14 protein-coding genes are annotated in these 17,418 nt (G+C 37.8%); 5 read left to right on the top strand and 9 right to left on the bottom strand.

Annotated features, from left to right (window positions below):
- Window positions 1-314 precede the first annotated feature (314 nt).
- Genes H4J67_RS15295 through H4J67_RS15285 form a run of 3 tightly spaced genes read left to right on the top strand, consistent with a single transcriptional unit; the run spans window position 315 to window position 4,366 of the window.
- Entirely contained in the window at window positions 315-1,247 is a 933-nt protein-coding gene (locus H4J67_RS15295) for a MoxR family ATPase (protein WP_182172859.1), read from the top strand.
- 9 nt (window positions 1,248-1,256) lie between these two features.
- Window positions 1,257-2,294 (top strand): DUF58 domain-containing protein, encoded by a 1,038-nt coding sequence (locus tag H4J67_RS15290; protein WP_220471663.1) that lies wholly within the window; start codon window positions 1,257-1,259, stop codon window positions 2,292-2,294.
- The gene (locus tag H4J67_RS15285) at window positions 2,291-4,366 is read left to right on the top strand and encodes a DUF3488 and transglutaminase-like domain-containing protein (protein WP_182204224.1); all 2,076 of its coding nucleotides are present in this window, start codon (window positions 2,291-2,293) and stop codon (window positions 4,364-4,366) included. The genes H4J67_RS15290 and H4J67_RS15285 overlap by 4 nt, the downstream gene beginning before the upstream one ends.
- Here the strand turns inward: H4J67_RS15285 and H4J67_RS15280 are convergent.
- From H4J67_RS15280 to H4J67_RS15240, 9 genes are all read right to left on the bottom strand, one after another.
- Entirely contained in the window at window positions 4,363-5,088 is a 726-nt protein-coding gene (locus H4J67_RS15280) for a DUF2982 domain-containing protein (protein WP_182172868.1), read from the bottom strand. The two genes, H4J67_RS15285 and H4J67_RS15280, sit on opposite strands and share 4 nt — an antisense overlap.
- Window positions 5,089-5,239: 151 nt before the next feature.
- Window positions 5,240-5,428, bottom strand: coding sequence for a hypothetical protein (locus H4J67_RS15275; RefSeq protein WP_182172869.1), 189 nt, complete (start codon window positions 5,426-5,428; stop codon window positions 5,240-5,242).
- Window positions 5,429-5,507: 79 nt separating this feature from the next.
- Window positions 5,508-6,119, bottom strand: a complete 612-nt coding sequence (gene ureG, locus H4J67_RS15270; protein ID WP_182204223.1) for an urease accessory protein UreG — start codon at window positions 6,117-6,119, stop codon at window positions 5,508-5,510.
- Between the two features lie 53 nt (window positions 6,120-6,172).
- Window positions 6,173-6,910: an urease accessory protein UreF gene (locus H4J67_RS15265; RefSeq protein WP_182172875.1), complete on the bottom strand. Its 738-nt coding sequence runs from the start codon at window positions 6,908-6,910 to the stop codon at window positions 6,173-6,175.
- Entirely contained in the window at window positions 6,900-7,352 is a 453-nt protein-coding gene (locus H4J67_RS15260; protein WP_182204221.1) for an urease accessory protein UreE, read from the bottom strand. The genes H4J67_RS15265 and H4J67_RS15260 overlap by 11 nt, the downstream gene beginning before the upstream one ends.
- A gap of 45 nt (window positions 7,353-7,397) precedes the next feature.
- A complete protein-coding gene (gene ureC, locus H4J67_RS15255; protein WP_182172881.1) occupies window positions 7,398-9,101 on the bottom strand; it encodes an urease subunit alpha in 1,704 nt (567 codons plus the stop codon).
- 2 nt (window positions 9,102-9,103) lie between these two features.
- Window positions 9,104-9,409 carry an urease subunit beta gene (locus tag H4J67_RS15250; RefSeq protein ID WP_182172884.1) on the bottom strand — a complete coding sequence of 102 codons (306 nt, stop codon included), beginning with the start codon at window positions 9,407-9,409 and terminating at the stop codon, window positions 9,104-9,106.
- Between the two features lie 61 nt (window positions 9,410-9,470).
- Window positions 9,471-9,773, bottom strand: a complete 303-nt coding sequence (locus tag H4J67_RS15245; RefSeq protein ID WP_070373972.1) for an urease subunit gamma — start codon at window positions 9,771-9,773, stop codon at window positions 9,471-9,473.
- A gap of 54 nt (window positions 9,774-9,827) precedes the next feature.
- The gene (locus H4J67_RS15240; protein WP_182204220.1) at window positions 9,828-10,739 is read right to left on the bottom strand and encodes an urease accessory protein UreD; all 912 of its coding nucleotides are present in this window, start codon (window positions 10,737-10,739) and stop codon (window positions 9,828-9,830) included.
- 515 nt (window positions 10,740-11,254) lie between these two features.
- Between H4J67_RS15240 and H4J67_RS15235 the strand changes: the two genes are divergently transcribed.
- Entirely contained in the window at window positions 11,255-12,853 is a 1,599-nt protein-coding gene (locus tag H4J67_RS15235) for a cation:proton antiporter (protein WP_182204218.1), read from the top strand.
- Window positions 12,854-13,231: 378 nt separating this feature from the next.
- Window positions 13,232-17,134, top strand: a complete 3,903-nt coding sequence (locus tag H4J67_RS15230) for a response regulator (protein ID WP_182204216.1) — start codon at window positions 13,232-13,234, stop codon at window positions 17,132-17,134.
- Window positions 17,135-17,418: the final 284 nt, after the last annotated feature.

Below are 17,418 nucleotides of genomic sequence, written 5' to 3'. Positions count from 1 at the left end.
TAGCAGGGCGGGGCGATGGGCAAAAGGAAAATATAAACTCAGATGAATAAAGTTTAACGCATCAAAGAGTCAGTTTTAGCTATCTGCACCGGTTATTTAATTAAATAAAATAAAGTCTAACCATTAAGTGCCAGTTTACATTTTCGTTACTTGATCTCATGCCCGTATCAAGGCCAGGTAAAATGATTGCCCTTTGGTATTAATTACGGGTGTTTATCTTAAGTAATTATTGATATTATTTTGGCAGTTCTGTTACTTTATCGACAGGTATATTTAATGACAACAACTCTTTTAAATGGCGTGGTGATCACTTTATGCAAGTTTTAGTTACGGCAATTTTAGCTCAGGTCGGCTCGGTTGTTTTAGGTAAGCCTAACGAAATACGTCTAGCTCTGGCATGTTTATTAGCAAAAGGTCATCTTTTAATAGAAGATTTACCGGGCATGGGTAAAACCACGTTAGCGCAGGTGTTAGCACAAACGCTTGGGCTTAGTTATCAACGAACGCAGTTTACCAGTGACTTGTTACCAGCGGATGTTATTGGTATCTCAATATTTAATCCTGACACTAAAAAGTTTGAGCTCCATCGAGGACCAATTTTTAATCAGGTGGTGTTAAGTGACGAAATCAACAGAGCAAGTCCTAAAACACAAAGCGCTTTACTTGAAGCAATGGAAGAGCATCAGGTTAGTATTGATGGGACAACCTACCCACTGCCACAACCTTTTTTTGTTATCGCCACACAAAATCCTTTAATACATGCGGGCACATACCCTTTACCCGAGTCACAACTCGATCGATTTATGATGCGTATATCTTTAGGGTTTCCTGATATAGCGGCAGAAAAACAAATTTTACAAAGTGAAAGTAGCCACGCGAGCTATAAAAAGCTATTACCTTGTGTTGATACCGACAAACTTATCGCCATGCAGGCAGCGGTATCACAAGTGACGGTATCAGATAATATTATTGACTATGTTATCGCCTTAAATCATGTCAGTCGCCAACAGGGGTTTGCTGGTAGACCTTTATCACCAAGAGCCGGACAAGCACTGGTGGCTGCTGCGAAAGCATGGGCTTTTATCGATGAGAGGACCTATGTCATACCCGAAGATATTCAAACCGTCTTTAGCTCGGTCTGTCAGCATAGACTTGAGTTGACCACTCTTGGCTTTGGAGAGCAACAAGAGAACATTTCAGCGCAGGTTATTGCACAAGTTAATGTTTTAAATCCACTGAATTCATAATGTATATCAATGGTGTTAACCATAAATAGCGTTAACTCAACAATAGAGACGACAGTGACAAAATTGGCAATACCGATAAAAAATTATCTTAGTCGCTTTGTTAATAAGCAATTTCATCATTGGCTAAAGCGTCGGATACCGCCTGCAAGAAAGCATAAATTATCAAATCATAATATTTTTATTATGCCAAGCCGCTTTGGTGTTGCTTATCTCTTTTTTGTGGTGTTGTTATTCCTGTTAGCAACCAACTATCAAAATAATGTCATCATGTTATTAAGCTACTTAATGGCGAGTGTGTTCATTACCACTATGATGCAGAGTTTTTTTAACTTATCGGGTCTGGCAATATCTGCAGATAAAACTGCCCTAGGGTATGCAAATCAAAATATATGCTTTGCTATTAATATATCTTCAGCTAATAAACGTCTTGCGATTAACTTTTGCTTTGATGACCAAGCTGTTCTTCATCTCCCTCAAAGTGAGCCTGGCGAACAAACTGTTTATGTTTGCTGCTCCTACCCAAACCGAGGGGTATATAATCCGGGTCGGTTGAAAGTGTCGAGTGAATATTCGTTAGGTTTATTTACCTCCTGGACAAGAATCGATTTTGACCAGCAATGTATTGTTTATCCTCAAGCCATGTCCTTAAGTTATCGACAAAGTGATTTTGGCGATGCAGAACAAGAAAATGTATTTTCACAAAGCAGTAAACCGGGTGTCGAAGATTTTTTTGAACTTAAAGCCTATCTTCCGGGAGAGCCACTTTCTCGTCTTGCTTGGAAACAATTCGCGCGCGGTCAAGGTCGGTTAACTAAGCATTATCATCAACAACAAGGAACCAGGTGTTGGTTAAAGCTTAACGATATGCCCAATCACGGACTGGAGAAGCAACTTGCGTACTTGTGTTTTCTAGTCAGTGAATACCACCGCAGCGAGCAAGTATTTGGTTTAGATTTAGCAGCAGAAAAAATACAGCCTAGCCAAGGTGAACTTCATTTTAAACAATGTTTAATGGCGCTAGCCATTTATCCTAAGTCGCCGCGATGATAAATAATACAGTGACAGGTGAAAAATTTAGCTTATTACCACAACATGCCTGGGTGTTGCTTGTTTGTCAGTGCCTAAATTTAGCCTTACTTGTTAATGAATTAACCCGCTGGATGTTGCTCATTATTGCTGTTTGTTTATGCTGGCGTGGCTTAACACTTATCAAGCCAGCAATAAAACCACAGCGACTCATTATCTTATTACTGGCTTGCTCTGGTTCTATTGCTATAGCACTAAGTGGTCGAGAATTAGGGGTCTTATTAAGCATGTTACATTTGCTTTGCTTTGCTTATGCTTTAAAAAGTTTAGAGTTAACTAGCCGCAAAGATTTTTATCAAATTGTCCTACTGGGTGTTTTTATACTGGCATCAGTGCTTATTTTCTCCCAATCTTTATTTTTGTCGCTTTTCGTCTTTTGCTTACTGGTGTTAAATTTAAGCTTGCTGTTAGCCTACTTTTCAGCGTCACTGAACATTAAAAATAATCTTTCTCAAAGTGCAATAACCGTGTTGAAGAGTATTCCGCTTGCTGTGGTTTTATTTATCGTTTTTCCTCGAGTTGCACCTTTTTGGCAAGTACCATCAGCAAAGTCTGCCCAAACCGGTTTAGCAGAAAGTGTTACACCGGGAGATATAGCCAATTTAGCTAGATCTTCAGCATTGGCCTTTCGAGTGAAATTTTTTACCGATATCCCGCAATACAATCAATTGTACTGGCGAGCAATGGTGATGGATGTTTTTGATGGGCGGACATGGCAACAGAGCAAAAATAGTTGGGCAAATATTGAGGAGCAGGCAAGTTCACTTAGTTTTACCCAGTCGACATTAAACGGAGCACAAACCCTTTATCAAGTCATGGTTGAGCCGAGTTATCAACGTTGGCTTTTTTCTTTAGCCGTGGTTGACCCTAAAAGTTTGACCAATAACCAAGTGACCATCAGGCCATTACCCAATTACACCATTATAAATAGTAAGCCTGTAAGTCAAACAACCAGTTATCAAATCAGTAGTTATACTCAATCATTGCTTAATGAGCCGTTAAGCGACGATCAATGGCTAACAAGTTTACAACTACCTACCGCCAGTAACCCTAAGCTGAAAGCGCAAGGCCAACAACTTAAGTTAAACTACCCAGATGAAATCGAACGTGCACAAGCTATTTTGGATATGATTAGAGAACAAGACTTCTATTATACGCTAACGCCGCCTTTATTAAATCGCGCTAAATTAGGGGATGAATTAGACCAGTTTTTCTATCAAACTAAAAAAGGCTTTTGTGTTCATTATGCCAGTGTCTTTACTTTTATGATGAGAGCGTCTGGTGTTCCTGCTCGCTTGGTCACTGGCTATTTAGGTGGCGAGTATAATAAACAAAGTGGTCATCTTAGTATCTACCAATATGATGCCCATGCATGGGCTGAAATTTGGGTTAATGGCCAAGGTTGGGTAAGGGTAGATCCCACGGCGGCAGTTAACCCAGAACGAGTAGAAAGTGGGCTTTCACAAATGTTACAGCAAGATGCCCTGTTCAATAACGACTTGCTAAATTTACATCGATACAAACACCTCGCTTGGATCAATAATCTGCGCTTACAGCTTGATGCGCTAGATTATCAATGGACAAGATTGGTTTTAGGTTATTCATCAAAAAAACAATATGATTTACTTAAACAATGGTTTGGTGATCTACATGCTTGGAAAGTAGCGGCAATTATTGGTGGCTCATTAATGTTAATGATGGCTGTGTTGTGGTTAGTTAATTTAAAGAGGGGTAAAGGTAACCCGCCGGTAAAATGGTTAACTCAGTATCAGCAAATAATAACGCGATTAAAAGCTAAAGGCTTAATAAAGCCTGACACTATGCCCGCGAGTCAATTTTCAAGGCTAGTTATTGAACGATTTCCTATGTTATCGAAAAACTTCATTGGCTATACCCAATGCTTTGAGGCACTCATGTATCAAGCATTATCCCCTCAGCAAAAAGAGCAGTGCCTAATCGAAATGGATCGCTACCAAAGACAATTAAAAAAACAATTAAAGCAGCTGAAAAAAACATCAACGGGCAGCCATTAATTTACTTGATAAGTTGAGCTTGCCATTTTACATTGTTTTAGTAGTTGGCTGAACTCATTAATGCCGCGGTCAAAACTGTCAGCAGGCAAGAATAAATGGTAACCAAAAGCAGAAGATAATCGTTCACTTTGATGGAGAAATGCCGCAATAGGGCCTTTTACATGCTCTCCAGTTGATAGAATAAAGGGTTCAAAATTCATTTGAGCTTGTTCCATTGTCATTAGCTGATGCAATACCCCATAAACAATTAATCCTTGTTGTTGATGGATTAACCTATTCGCTAATCTAACGGAAATGTTTTTTGCGATATTATCGATATGAACCAATCGTATACCGATATAAGGCAATGTTTCGCGTTCTACACCAACAACTTCAGCAACAATATTAATATTTTGTATATCTTGCCATGTTAATTGCCAGTGACCATAACGGTGATTAAAGGTTATTTTATCAGGCGTCAAATAGAGGCTAATGGCAGGTTCAAAAAGTTTAACTGCACCTACCAAAATAATAACCAGACAGAGAAGGATCATAAAAATGTAGGCGAATCTATATGATTGCCAATAATGTTGAGCGAATAAAAGCGTAGTAAGTAAAAGTAACACGCCAAAAATAACAAGAGAGATGCCGTTATGTTTAGCGATAGGTTTAATTATTATGCTTGGATGTTGCACAGCTTTACCTGTCATTTGACCATCATTATTTTTTATTGATAATGCCAATATGCCTAATTATTTGTGCGGTTAACAGTATATTTTTAAATATACTGTCTCCGATGCTCATTAATATATGTTTATGCCTGCTTGAGTGCATCACATTATCACCACAAATAACTATATTTATCTGTGGTGTCCTATTCACACTTAAAGGATATTAGTTTTTTTGTGAGCGCTTATCGTTAGACCATACGGCGACTTTATAGACAACTAGGACAAATATAGTCCAAAAAATAGCATGATAAAATGCATGAAAAGAGCCTTCACCCAAACCGTGATCATCATGGGCGAATGCTTGCGCCGAAAAGAGGTAAATAAAACTGACAAGTAGGGTTATAAATTTCATGGTTAATCCTTTTTTTAATGTTTAATGTTTAATTTTTGTTGTTTACTAGCAATAGATAATGATGTCGTTATCGCAAACATTACATCTGCAACATGCCTTCTTTTTCGATAAAGGCTATGATCTCGGCCAAACCTTGTTGTGTTTTCATATTTGAGAAAACAAAGGGTTTATCACCGCGCATTTTTTTAGTATCTCTATCCATCACATCAAGTGATGCGCCGACTAAATCAGCAACATCTATTTTATTAATAATTAATAAATCAGACTTAGTGATACCCGGACCTCCTTTACGTGGGATTTTATCTCCGGCTGAAACATCAATAACATAAAGGGTTAAATCGGAAAGTTCAGGGCTAAACGTTGCGCTTAAGTTGTCACCGCCACTTTCAATTAATACAAAGTCTAGAGTGGGGTGAAGCTCTTGTAGTTCGTCAATGGCTGCTAGGTTCATTGAGGCATCTTCGCGAATCGCCGTATGAGGACAGCCACCGGTTTCAACGCCGATAATTCTGTCTGCTGCGAGAGCGTCATTTTTAGTTAAAAACTCAGCATCTTCACGAGTATAAATATCGTTGGTGACCACTGCCATATCATATTTATTACGTAGCGCTAGACATAGCTGTCGTAATAATGCGGTTTTTCCTGAGCCTACCGGGCCACCAACACCAATGCGTAAAACTTGTTTTATCATTTTTTATTTCTCTTTTTATTTTTATAAAGCATGTTATTAATCAACTTAATATATTAAGAACGAAAAAGTCGTGAATATTGTGTTTCATGCCAAGCACTTGCCATGGCTAAGTGCGGCAGACTGGCACCAATATCGTTATCTGAAATACCGTTTGATTTTTCAATAATTAATGGCGTCTGTTCAGTTAATTCAAATAGGAGATTTTGTGCCTGAGTTTGCCCAAGAGGCACTAATTTTGTTGCTGCCGCGACTTGATTGTCGATGTATGTCCAGCAGTAACCACTTTGTGCTGAAATTAAATCTAAATTAAAGACATAAGCGCAAAGCGCAAAAGCACTAACAAAGCTAATTTCTTTAAGGGTTATTATTGTTTGATAAGCGGCTAAATTAAGGTTGTTTAGTTGTTTCAGTAATCTTATTAAGGCTTTGCCCATTGCTAAATCAGCCAATAATAATTCATGACTTTCTCGACAAGCAATTAAATGGGTATTCCAGTTGTTAAAGTCGTCAAAATCATTTATCGATAACGCGTTAAATAGCCGTTTTAAAATGGCTAAATCGGTTTGTGCTATAGACTCCTCTAAATTAATCTTTATCCAACTTGCGGTCGTTTCTGATGATGTTAACCAACCCATTTCAACGCCATATTCTAATGCTTGTGAAAACGCAAACCCGCCCACGGGTAGGTTTGCGCTGCATAACTGTAATAACCGATTAAGCTTAATCGGCTCGGCGAGTGTTATTTCTGCTGGTACTAGTGACACAGGTTTCACTGCAGGTTTAGTGTGCATGGACGTGGCCGTTGCTACTAACGCCATAAGCACCATTTTCAGGTTCAAATATTGTTGGGGTATTATCAATCGTTAAACCATATTTCTGTGCAAGTTCTTCTAATACGTGATCGGGTTTAAAACGTACCCATAACTCGCCTATTTGCAGTGAGGTGTGTCGATTACCTAAGTGATAACAAACTTTACAAAAGGTTAACCAGTCAGTTGCAATAGCGGTTGATACAGGCTCCGCTTGACCTTTTATTTCAATGAATAATCCACAGTCTGTTTTTAGTACTTCACCGACTAATAATGGCTGTCCACGCGCCATAAAAATACCTATGTCAAAACCACCATCCGTTTTACCTTTAATACGTGCTTTTTTACGGGTGTCTTGATCTAACGTTATTGAGTCAGCTATATTATGGTGAGTATGGTCAAAACGCTGATGTGCTTGTAGCATGTAATTTCCTAATCTTTTAGTTTTATTGAATCACTTATTTCTTATTTAAAATAGGCAGTAAAGTTGTGCAAGTGGCAAGGTTACTGCAGGCTCACAGGTTAATAATTCGCCATTGGCACGTACTTCATATGTTTGAGCATCAACGTCTATTTTTGGCTGCCAACTATTATGAATCATGTCGTTTTTACCAATGTTTCGAGTGTTTTTACAGACACCAATCATCCGTGTCATGCCTATTTTTTCAGGGACATTAGCGTCAATAGATGCTTGTGACATAAAAGTCATTGAGGTTTTGGCTGAAGCACTGCCAAAGGCTGCAAACATTGGGCGGAAATAGACAGGTTGCGGTGTTGGAATAGACGCGTTTGCATCGCCCATTGGCGCTGCTGCTATCATGCCAGATTTTAAAATTAGCGCAGGTTTTATACCAAAAAATGCCGGTTTCCATAACACTAAATCAGCTAGTTTACCGACCTCAATAGAGCCAACCTCATGGCTAATGCCGTGGCTAATAGCAGGGTTTATAGTATATTTAGCGATATAGCGTTTTATACGAAAGTTATCATTTCGTTCAGTATCGGGAGCTAATGGTCCTCGTTGTTGTTTCATTTTATGTGCGGTTTGCCAAGTACGGGTGATCATTTCACCGACTCGTCCCATGGCTTGTGAATCAGAAGCGATCATACTAATAGCGCCTAAATCATGCATAATATCTTCGGCGGCAATACTTTCCTTGCGGATACGTGAATCAGCAAAAGCAATATCTTCAGGAATAGACGGGTCTAAATGATGGCAAACCATTAACATATCCAAATGTTCATCAATAGTATTAATGGTATAAGGGCGTGTTGGGTTGGTGGAAGACGGTAAAACATTAGCCTCACCACATGCTTTAATAATATCAGGTGAATGTCCACCACCAGCACCTTCAGTATGATAGGTATGAATAGTACGGCCTTTAAATGCTCCTAAAGTGTCCTCAACAAAACCAGACTCATTTAAGGTATCGGTATGAATCGCTATTTGAACATCGTAACGGTCGGCAACCGATAAACAATTATCAATTGCCGCGGGGGTTGTTCCCCAATCTTCATGAAGCTTTAAACCACAAACACCCGCTTCAATTTGCTCTTCTAGGGCAAGTGGTAAACTTGCATTCCCTTTGCCTAAGAAACCAAAATTCATCGGGAAATCATTTGTTGCTTGCAACATTTTATGAATATACCAAGGACCTGGTGTGCAAGTCGTCGCCTTAGTACCTGTTGCTGGGCCTGTACCTCCACCAATCATAGTCGTAACACCCGACATGAGTGCTTCATCTATTTGTTGTGGACAAATAAAATGTATATGGGCGTCGATACCGCCTGCGGTCAGTATTTGCCCTTCGCCGGCTATAACCTCGGTGCCGGGACCCACTTCAATATCGATATTGTCTTGAATATCAGGGTTGCCTGCTTTACCTATAATCGCGATACGACCCTCTTTAATACCAACATCAGCTTTAATTATTCCCCAGTGATCAAGAATAACGGCGTTGGTAATCACTAAATCAACGGTGTCAAAGCATGATGCTTGGCTTTGTCCCATGCCATCTCTAATGACCTTTCCCCCACCAAATTTTACTTCTTCACCGTATTGTGTGAAGTCTTTTTCAACCTCTAACCATAAATCTGTGTCGGCTAAACGAACTCGATCACCGACTGTTGGTCCAAACATATGTGCGTAGGCGTTTTTATCAATACTGGCCATGATTATAAGTTTCCTTGTATTTCACCGCGAAAACCAAAGATCCTGCGTTTGCCTTGAAAGGCAACCAGGCTTACTTGGCGTTCTTGCCCAGGTTCAAAACGAACGGCGGTACCTGAGGTGATATCTAAACGATAACCTTTGGCGTGTTCTCGATTAAAATGCAAGGCAGGGTTTACTTCAAAAAAATGATAATGAGAGCCAACTTGAATGGGTCTATCGCCTGAATTAGCCACGGTAATTTTCAATCGTTCACGGCCTACGTTGAGTTCGTGGTCGCCTTGGTCTGTTTTTATTTCACCTGGGATCATCTTTGCTTCTCTTGTGTTTAATGTCTAACTATGTCTTATGTAACCTTCTTTAGAGGTTTAGTTAAATGATAGGGTTATGAACAGTGACAAGTTTGGTGCCATCTGGAAATGTAGCTTCTACTTGCACATCAGGAATTAATTCTGCAACTCCTTCCATGACTTGATCACGGGTTAACAACGTACGGCCATAATCCATCATTTGAGCGACAGTTTTACCATCTCTGGCCCCTTCAATAATCTCCATTGAAATATAAGCCATAGCTTCAGGATAATTTAATTTCACACCACGCTTTAAGCGTCGCTCTGCTAATAATGCGGCAGTAAAGAGCAATAATTTATCTTTCTCTCTTGGTAGTAAGTCCATGCTGTTGCACCTTTGTTTGTTTATTTAATAGTAAGGGGGTCATTAAGTGTCTGATCAGGTATGCCAAATACGCGGAATTTTTGCTGGTTTTTCTAGGTATACTGGTCTGATTTTTTGCCATAATTTAATAAAAAGTGCTTTGCATTCTTCACTATGTTCACCTAAATAACGTATCACTAATAACTGGCGTATTTGGCTGATACTCACTTTTTCTTCGGCGTTTTCTTCAACCATACAGTCGCGTAATTGCGCTACGAGTGCTTTATTGTCAGCATCGCTAAGGAGACCTGCTGGGGCATAAGCTAAAAAAGTGGCAAAAACACTGTGGCTATTTAAACCTGCGATGTGTTGATGTACTCCATTGCTAGGTTTTATCGAAATTCTATCGTGATAAATTAAAGTGTTTTCACAATAAATACGGTTTAATTGGCTATAATTGCCATATTTAAAGGGTTGATTTGAAAGGGGTAAGCCCAAACAGGTAATATCCCAACCTAAATAAGCGCTATCACTTTTAAAGTGAACATCAACAGTATTAAATCCATCAGCCCCCTCATAAACGATCGTTTCTAAGGGGAAATTTTCACACTTCGCCTGATGGTTAAGAATAATATCAAGGTGTTGAACTTGTTTGGGATCACCAATTGTTAAGTTTGTTCGAGCGCGATAAAAGCGGTTAGCCCCCGGCGTAGTTATTAAACTGTGGGCTTGTCTGTTGAGTTTAATGTTAATGTTTAATTCATCACCTGAAACTATGCCCGCTGGCGGGTGTAACAAATAAATATGTGCGCAATCGACTCCTTCAGGGTAGAAAGCTTTTTGCACGCTTAAAGGTCCATTGCGTTGAGTACGGGTAAGTTGAGTGCCAGTCGATGTAAAACTAAACTCTAAAGATAAGCTGGCAAACCATGCATTTTTAGGTGCAGGGTTAATGGGGAGATTATTGATGGCTGGCTTAGCTGTCATGGTTATATGGGCTACTTTTTATTCTAACTTTCGCTGAAAGTAGAAGGGGATGCATGGCTAAAGCTGTTTTGCACAAACTACGCCAAATAATAAAAGTTAATTATTTCAGTGTTATAACGAGATTGATTGGCTAAAAAAATAATGTCATCTAAGTATGGCTGTTAATTTGTTAAGTTATTGTTTTTAATTCTTTTATTGCGCTGGTGTCAAAGACAATATCAGTTTGGCTTAAGGGTTTAATTGCGTTTAGGAGACAAAGGTTTAGCTGTGAATTAAATTAAACGCTTATCATGGCGGCTATTTCATCAATAGAATCAAGGAGGGTATTGCACCGCTATGGTGCTTACGCTTTAAAATGGAGCGATTAATTGAGTATTAAAAATAAACAGTGTGTTAGTGATTGTTTAAGTTATTGTATTTAAATGTTAAATTTTAATTTTATATGGTCTGTAATGTGCATAGACGTTAATGAGTTAAATTTTACTATACATCAACAGATGAATTAAAAGGATAATATGGACGCTATACTTGTTATTATTGCAGTCTCGTTAGCACTTGCTAGCGTTATCAATATAGTGTTAACCAAGTTCTCAATTTCGCACATTATTGGCTACATTATTACCGGCACCATAGTAAGCAATATTTTTGATTTCAATGGCAGTGACAATATTTATTCTCTTGAACTTATTGGTGAATTTGGTATTGTTTTTCTTATGTTTACGATTGGCTTGGAAATGTCTTTTGCGAAGCTAGGTAAAATGAAGGAATTGATATTTTTTAATGGTTTTATCCAAGTTACTTTTAGCGCTATTGTTATTTTTATACTTGCATTTTATTTCTTTAATATTGAACCGATACCCTCATTAATTATTGCGCTTTCATTTAGTTTATCTTCAACAGCTATCGTATTACCTTACCTGAAAAAATCAAAAGATATAGTGACACCCTACGGTAAAAAATCAGTTGCTATACTGGTTTTTCAAGACTTAGCCGTTATCCCTATTTTACTCTTAATGGGTTTTCTCTCAAATAATGAATTGTCTCTAACCGATGTGCTGCTAAAAACTTTTTTGTATGCCAGTGGTATTATTATTTTTATGTTCACGATAGGTAAAAAAATAATTGCTTGGTTACTGCATTTTTCATCGAATGCGCTAATGGAAGAACTGTTTTTAATATCGGTATTTACTATCGTATTGGGGGCATCAATTATTGCTCATAACCTCGGCTTTACTTATTCTTTAGGCGCCTTCATAGCGGGGATGATTATTGCCGAAACTAAATTTCACATAAAAGTTGAATCCGATATATCTTCATATAAAGATCTTTTTTTAGGTGTTTTTTTCTTTTCTATTGGCACAAAAATAGACGTTGATTATTTTATAACTCATCTTCATTGGGTTGCGAGTGTACTCGTCCTTGTTATGATAATAAAAGCGACGATTATTTATTTTTTGATGAGAAAAAAATCGAATAAAAGCGAATCAATTAAATCTGCTGTTGCCTTATGCCAAGTAGGAGAGTTTTCTTTTGTGATTTTTGCTATGGCAATAAGTCAAAATCTGATAGCAAAAGATTTAGCGAGTTTTCTGATATTAGTTACCGTTTTATCTATGATATTAACTCCCTTTATGGTCAGTAATATTTATAAATTAGCCGCACTTTTTGTCGTTGAATTTTTTGAAGCTGATAAAATAACCACGGTAAAGGTGACTAATCACACCATCGTTTGTGGTTTTGCTATTTTAGGTCGTATTGTAGCGAAAGAACTGACAAATAATGGCATCAACTTTTTAATTATTTCGGATAATTTACAACATGTATTATTGGCAAGAAAGCGTGGCTATAACGCTTATTTTGGTCACCTAGATAAAACGCCCGTACTTGAGTCATTAAAAGTAGAGCAAACAACAAGTATCATTATTACGGTCAACACATTAAAAAACAAACAAATAATTTGCCAAGCCGTACTCGATTACTATCCTAAGGCAAACTTAGTCGTTAAAGTGAATTCACTTGAGGAGAAAAAGGCACTCGCGGGCATTAATATTAACGTTTTTGTTCATGCTCAACATGAAACTGCGGTGCTATTAGTTAAAGAGAGTATGGTTTAAATTGAAGCCTATGACCTGAGTAACAATAATTTTTTAGCTTGATTGGGGCTGTAATAACTCTCTTGGCAAAATTTTTTCATCGCTAAAATCTATTAAAAACCGGTAGATGACATAATAATATTATTTTAGTCCGCTTTATATCTATTATAATTTCACTTCCATATAGAGATTCATCAATAAAAGTTAGCCAGTAGACCTTGAATAAGTTATTGATTATTTGATCTAATATTTAGTTAATGTGAATATAGGTTCTATACTTGGGCAGAGATAATATTCGACAATTAATTAATGGGTTAAGCTAGCCTCGTTGTCTTAGAGATAGTCAGGTCATTGCTGAAATCGCCGCTGGGCCCGCTAAAGGATTGTAAACAAAATAATATGACTAATATTAAAACGCTTCAACAGAGAATTAAACGTCGTAACTCATTAGCGATAGCTTTAATTGCTGTGTTAATTAGCCTATCATTTTTAAGTTTGATGCTATTATTTAATCAACAAGCCAAAGATGCTGAAACGATTAATCTTGCTGGCGGCCAAAGAATGTTGTCACAAAAAATAGCTTATCTAGCCATTCAGCATTATCACAATATAACTACGGCTGAAATTGATGAGAAGGTGACAAAAAATCTTTTCGATACGGTCAAATTGTTTACGACTAACCAGCAACTTTTAACAATGATGGTGGTTAACGAATCTAATAGCATGCCTAGTGAATTATACTTATGGTATTTTAACGCGCCGACTGATCTTAACAAACGGGTCAATCACTTCGCTGAAAGTGCTATCGCGCTTAGTCTGACTCAAAACAAAAAGAATGCTGAGGCGATAGTTAAAGAAAAATTCAATCTAGAGTCTAATAATAATTTACTGATTTCTTTAGATCTAGTCGTTTCCAAAATAGAGCAGCATACTAATCAGCGTATAGTTAACATAGAAAGACTCGAGGCGTTTTTATGGCTGGTCTCAATGGCCCTATTATTTGCGATAAGCTTCTTCATTTTTAGACCGCTGCAACGGCTCATTAGCAATTATCACCATGAACTTTCACTTTCTAAACAAAAAAGTGTCGAGTTAATGCTGGCGATAAATAAGCACGCGATTGTTTATCGAGTCAATGTCGATGAAAAGGGTACGTTAACGGAAGTTAATCAACGTTTTCTTGATTTCTATCGTTACCGTGAAGAAGAGATCCTTGGTCACAGTGTTGTTGAAATCTGCGCTGAAAGTTATACCCAAGACGATTATAAAAATATATTTCTAACAGCTATCGCTAAAGAATATTGGCATGGCGAATCCATTAATAAAATCAAAGGTGGCCGAGAGCTATGGTTAAGTACCACCATAGTGCCACTGATTAACAATGACAATAAGGCAGAATCTTTTATTGTTATTCAGAACGATATTAGTGGTATTAAGCAAACTGAACTGACTCTTAATAAACTCCATAAAATAACCTCGGATATAGACAAAAGCTTAATTGATAAAATTCAAAACATTTTAGAGCTTGGAAAAAAAATATTTAATTTGCCGCTTGCGTTGATCAGTGAAATTCATCATCAAGAATATCGAGTTGTCTATTGCCATACTCCGAATAATGAAATTAATCCTGGAGATATTTTTGATTTAGGCAATACCTATTGTTTTCATACCTTACATGCAAACCAGCCTATTTCTTTTTACCATGCAGGTGAAAGTGAAATAAAAGATCATCCGTGTTATCAAGCTTTTGGTTTAGAAAGCTATATTGGTGTGCCACTGACTGTTGATGGCAAACTGTTTGGCACATTAAGTTTTTCTGGCCCTGAGGCATCGGCAAGCTCCTTTACCACGAGGGAATTAGACCTAATTCAATTATTTTCTCATTGGATAAGTGTAGAGTTAACACGTGTTAAACATAAAAATAGATTGTTAGGGCAACAATCTTTAATGGAAGGAATGGCACAGCAAGCTCGCATTGGTGTCTGGGAAGTTGACCTAATTAACAACAATGTTTACTGGTCAAAAATGACTAAAGTCATTCATGAAGTGCCTAATGACTATCACCCCGAACTATCTCAGGCAATTAATTTTTATAAAGAAGGAGAAAGTAGAGATAAAGTACAAGCGTTAATTGCCAAGTGTATGAAAGACGGTAGTGCTTACGAGGAAGATATGGAGTTGGTCACTGCCAAAGGTAAAGAAATTTGGGTGTCTGCTCGTGGTCGTTCCGAGTTTACCGATGGGAAATGTGTGCGTTTGTATGGCTCATTTCAAGATATTACTGATAAAAAGGTAAGCCAACAGCGTATTAGCCATCACAACCAACGAATGAGATTAGCAACAGACTCTGCCGGTATCGGTGTGTGGGAACTTAACTTGCTTAGTAATGAATTAAAGTGGGACGATTGGATGTTTAAGCTTTATGGTGTCGACCGTCAACCAGCTTTAAGTGCGAAAGACGTTTGGGACAAAGGTGTACATCCTGAAGATATCGAGAAGGCCGGTCGTGAATTCATTAATGCAATTAAAGTACACGGTCAGTACAATACACAATTTCGAATTATATGGCCAAATGGCGAAATAAAGTATATCAAAGCAGCGGCGATTATCAGTTACGACAATAATAAAAAACCGGTATCAATGATAGGTGTGAACTATGACGTTAGCGCAATCGTTGAGAATGAAATCGCTCTTATTAAAGCGAAAGAGCAAGCAGAAGTAGCGGTAACCGCTAAAAATGAATTTTTTGCTAGTCTGAGCCACGAAATACGAACACCAATGAATGGTGTTATTGGTATGCTGGATTTAGTTAAAGACTCTGTGTTAAGCCAAGAACAAAATCATCGAATAGGTATCGCCAAGCAAAGTGCTCACTCGCTTTTAGCATTAATTAACGACGTTTTAGATTTCTCCAAAATAGACGCTAATAAGTTAGAACTTGAAAATGTTAGTTTTAACATACGTGATATGGTTGGTGACTTAGCCGAATCTTTTGCGCAACAAGCTCAGCACAAAGGCTTAGAGTTAATCGTTGACCTTGTTGATATTGAAGAGTCGCTAGTGGTTGGCGATCCTAATCGACTTCGTCAAATATTGACCAATTTATTAGCTAATGCTATTAAGTTTACCAAACAAGGCGAGGTGGTTATTCGTCTTTGCCAGCAAAATCACTCGACAACGCATTGGCGAATTATTGCTGAAATATCTGATACTGGTATCGGTATACCAAAAGATAAGCAGCAAGGATTGTTTGAAGTGTTTAGTCAAGTTGATGCTTCAACAACACGAGAATATGGCGGCACAGGGCTTGGTCTTGCTATCGTTAAAAAGCTTTGCTTATGTATGCAAGGCAGTGTCGATGTTGATAGTAACCCAGGTGAAGGTAGTGCCTTTAGCTGTGATTTATTGTTAGAAAAATCAGCGGATTCTTTATTGTCTCAACCTGTAAAAGCTTTGCAAGGCAAACGTGTGCTGGTTATAGAGCAAAATCCATCCTGCGCTAACGTTATTAAACGCCAATTAAACTGCTGGCATGTAGAAGCTGATATCATAACAACCTTACAACCTGCGCTCACGGCTCTTAATAAGCAAACAGAAAATGACCACTATGATTTGTTGATCATCAATCAACAACTTGCCGACTTAGATGCTTTAGCATTTGTTAAAACAGTGCGCTTAAATCCTGTGCATAAAAATCTAAAAATAATGTTTATGACGCTAATGAGCATTCAGCATGATTTAGCCGATAGCACGGCAAGTGGTATTGATGGTTTTTTTCCTAAACCGGTAATTACCACAGATTTACAACGAGCATTAAACACTTTATTAGCTGAACCTGAAAAACAGCTCATCAGTGAAGTGACTATGGCTAAATCAACACGTTTATCTGATGAGGATAGTAGCTGGACAAAAAAGGTTAAATTACTACTGGTAGAGGATAATCGAGTTAATCAAATGGTTGCTATGGCGGTATTGAAAAAAATAGGAATAACCCAATGTGTTATTGCCATTAACGGTAAAGATGCCATTGAAAAGCTTAAAGCAAGTGATGAGAGAAAGCCATTTACTTTTATTTTTATGGACTGTCAAATGCCTGAAATGGATGGTTACCAAGCGACAGCCTCGATTAGGAAAGGTAATGCAGGAGCTCGCTATCTAAATGTTCCTATCGTTGCTATGACGGCCAATGCGATGGTTGGTGATGAAGAAAAGTGCTTGTCTGCAGGGATGGATGATTACTTGGTTAAGCCGATCAATAAAGAACAAGTGAAAGAGGCAATCAAAATATTTCAATTAAAATAGCCGCTAGGCATAAAAAGTTAAACCAATATTGAGCGTAAGAAAATAGTAAAAATCGCGTAAAAAACAGCCGTCTTAATAGAGAGGTTTGGTCATAATATTAATGTTTATTAGACGGCTCTGTGTTGTTATCACAGCAAAAGTGATTATTTTAAAAATATATTTTAGTGATTTTAGTGATTTTATTGTGAATATCATTGATAGTTTTTTATCTTGTTTTTGAATAATAGAAAACGTCTAATCTATAGGCTAGTAATCATTCTTGCAATGATGTACACAAACCAACG

Origin of the sequence: Colwellia sp. BRX10-4, from assembly GCF_014077465.1 — a bacterium.
Classification (GTDB): domain Bacteria; phylum Pseudomonadota; class Gammaproteobacteria; order Enterobacterales; family Alteromonadaceae; genus Colwellia_A.
This window is presented reverse-complemented; position numbering and strand designations above follow the sequence as displayed.

What these genes read in the sequence shown, in the direction of transcription:
- H4J67_RS15285 (WP_182204224.1), top strand. Translation starts at nt 2,291, where the DNA reads ATGATAAATAATACAGTGACAGGTGAAAAATTTAGCTTATTACCACAA.
- H4J67_RS15240 (WP_182204220.1), bottom strand. Translation starts at nt 10,739, where the DNA reads ATGACAGCTAAGCCAGCCATCAATAATCTCCCCATTAACCCTGCACCT.
- H4J67_RS15265 (WP_182172875.1), bottom strand. Translation starts at nt 6,910, where the DNA reads ATGCACACTAAACCTGCAGTGAAACCTGTGTCACTAGTACCAGCAGAA.
- H4J67_RS15295 (WP_182172859.1), top strand. Translation starts at nt 315, where the DNA reads ATGCAAGTTTTAGTTACGGCAATTTTAGCTCAGGTCGGCTCGGTTGTT.
- ureG (WP_182204223.1), bottom strand. Translation starts at nt 6,119, where the DNA reads ATGATAAAACAAGTTTTACGCATTGGTGTTGGTGGCCCGGTAGGCTCA.
- ureC (WP_182172881.1), bottom strand. Translation starts at nt 9,101, where the DNA reads ATGGCCAGTATTGATAAAAACGCCTACGCACATATGTTTGGACCAACA.
- H4J67_RS15250 (WP_182172884.1), bottom strand. Translation starts at nt 9,409, where the DNA reads ATGATCCCAGGTGAAATAAAAACAGACCAAGGCGACCACGAACTCAAC.
- H4J67_RS15275 (WP_182172869.1), bottom strand. Translation starts at nt 5,428, where the DNA reads ATGAAATTTATAACCCTACTTGTCAGTTTTATTTACCTCTTTTCGGCG.
- H4J67_RS15235 (WP_182204218.1), top strand. Translation starts at nt 11,255, where the DNA reads ATGGACGCTATACTTGTTATTATTGCAGTCTCGTTAGCACTTGCTAGC.
- H4J67_RS15230 (WP_182204216.1), top strand. Translation starts at nt 13,232, where the DNA reads ATGACTAATATTAAAACGCTTCAACAGAGAATTAAACGTCGTAACTCA.
- H4J67_RS15245 (WP_070373972.1), bottom strand. Translation starts at nt 9,773, where the DNA reads ATGGACTTACTACCAAGAGAGAAAGATAAATTATTGCTCTTTACTGCC.
- H4J67_RS15290 (WP_220471663.1), top strand. Translation starts at nt 1,257, where the DNA reads ATGGTGTTAACCATAAATAGCGTTAACTCAACAATAGAGACGACAGTG.
- H4J67_RS15260 (WP_182204221.1), bottom strand. Translation starts at nt 7,352, where the DNA reads ATGCTACAAGCACATCAGCGTTTTGACCATACTCACCATAATATAGCT.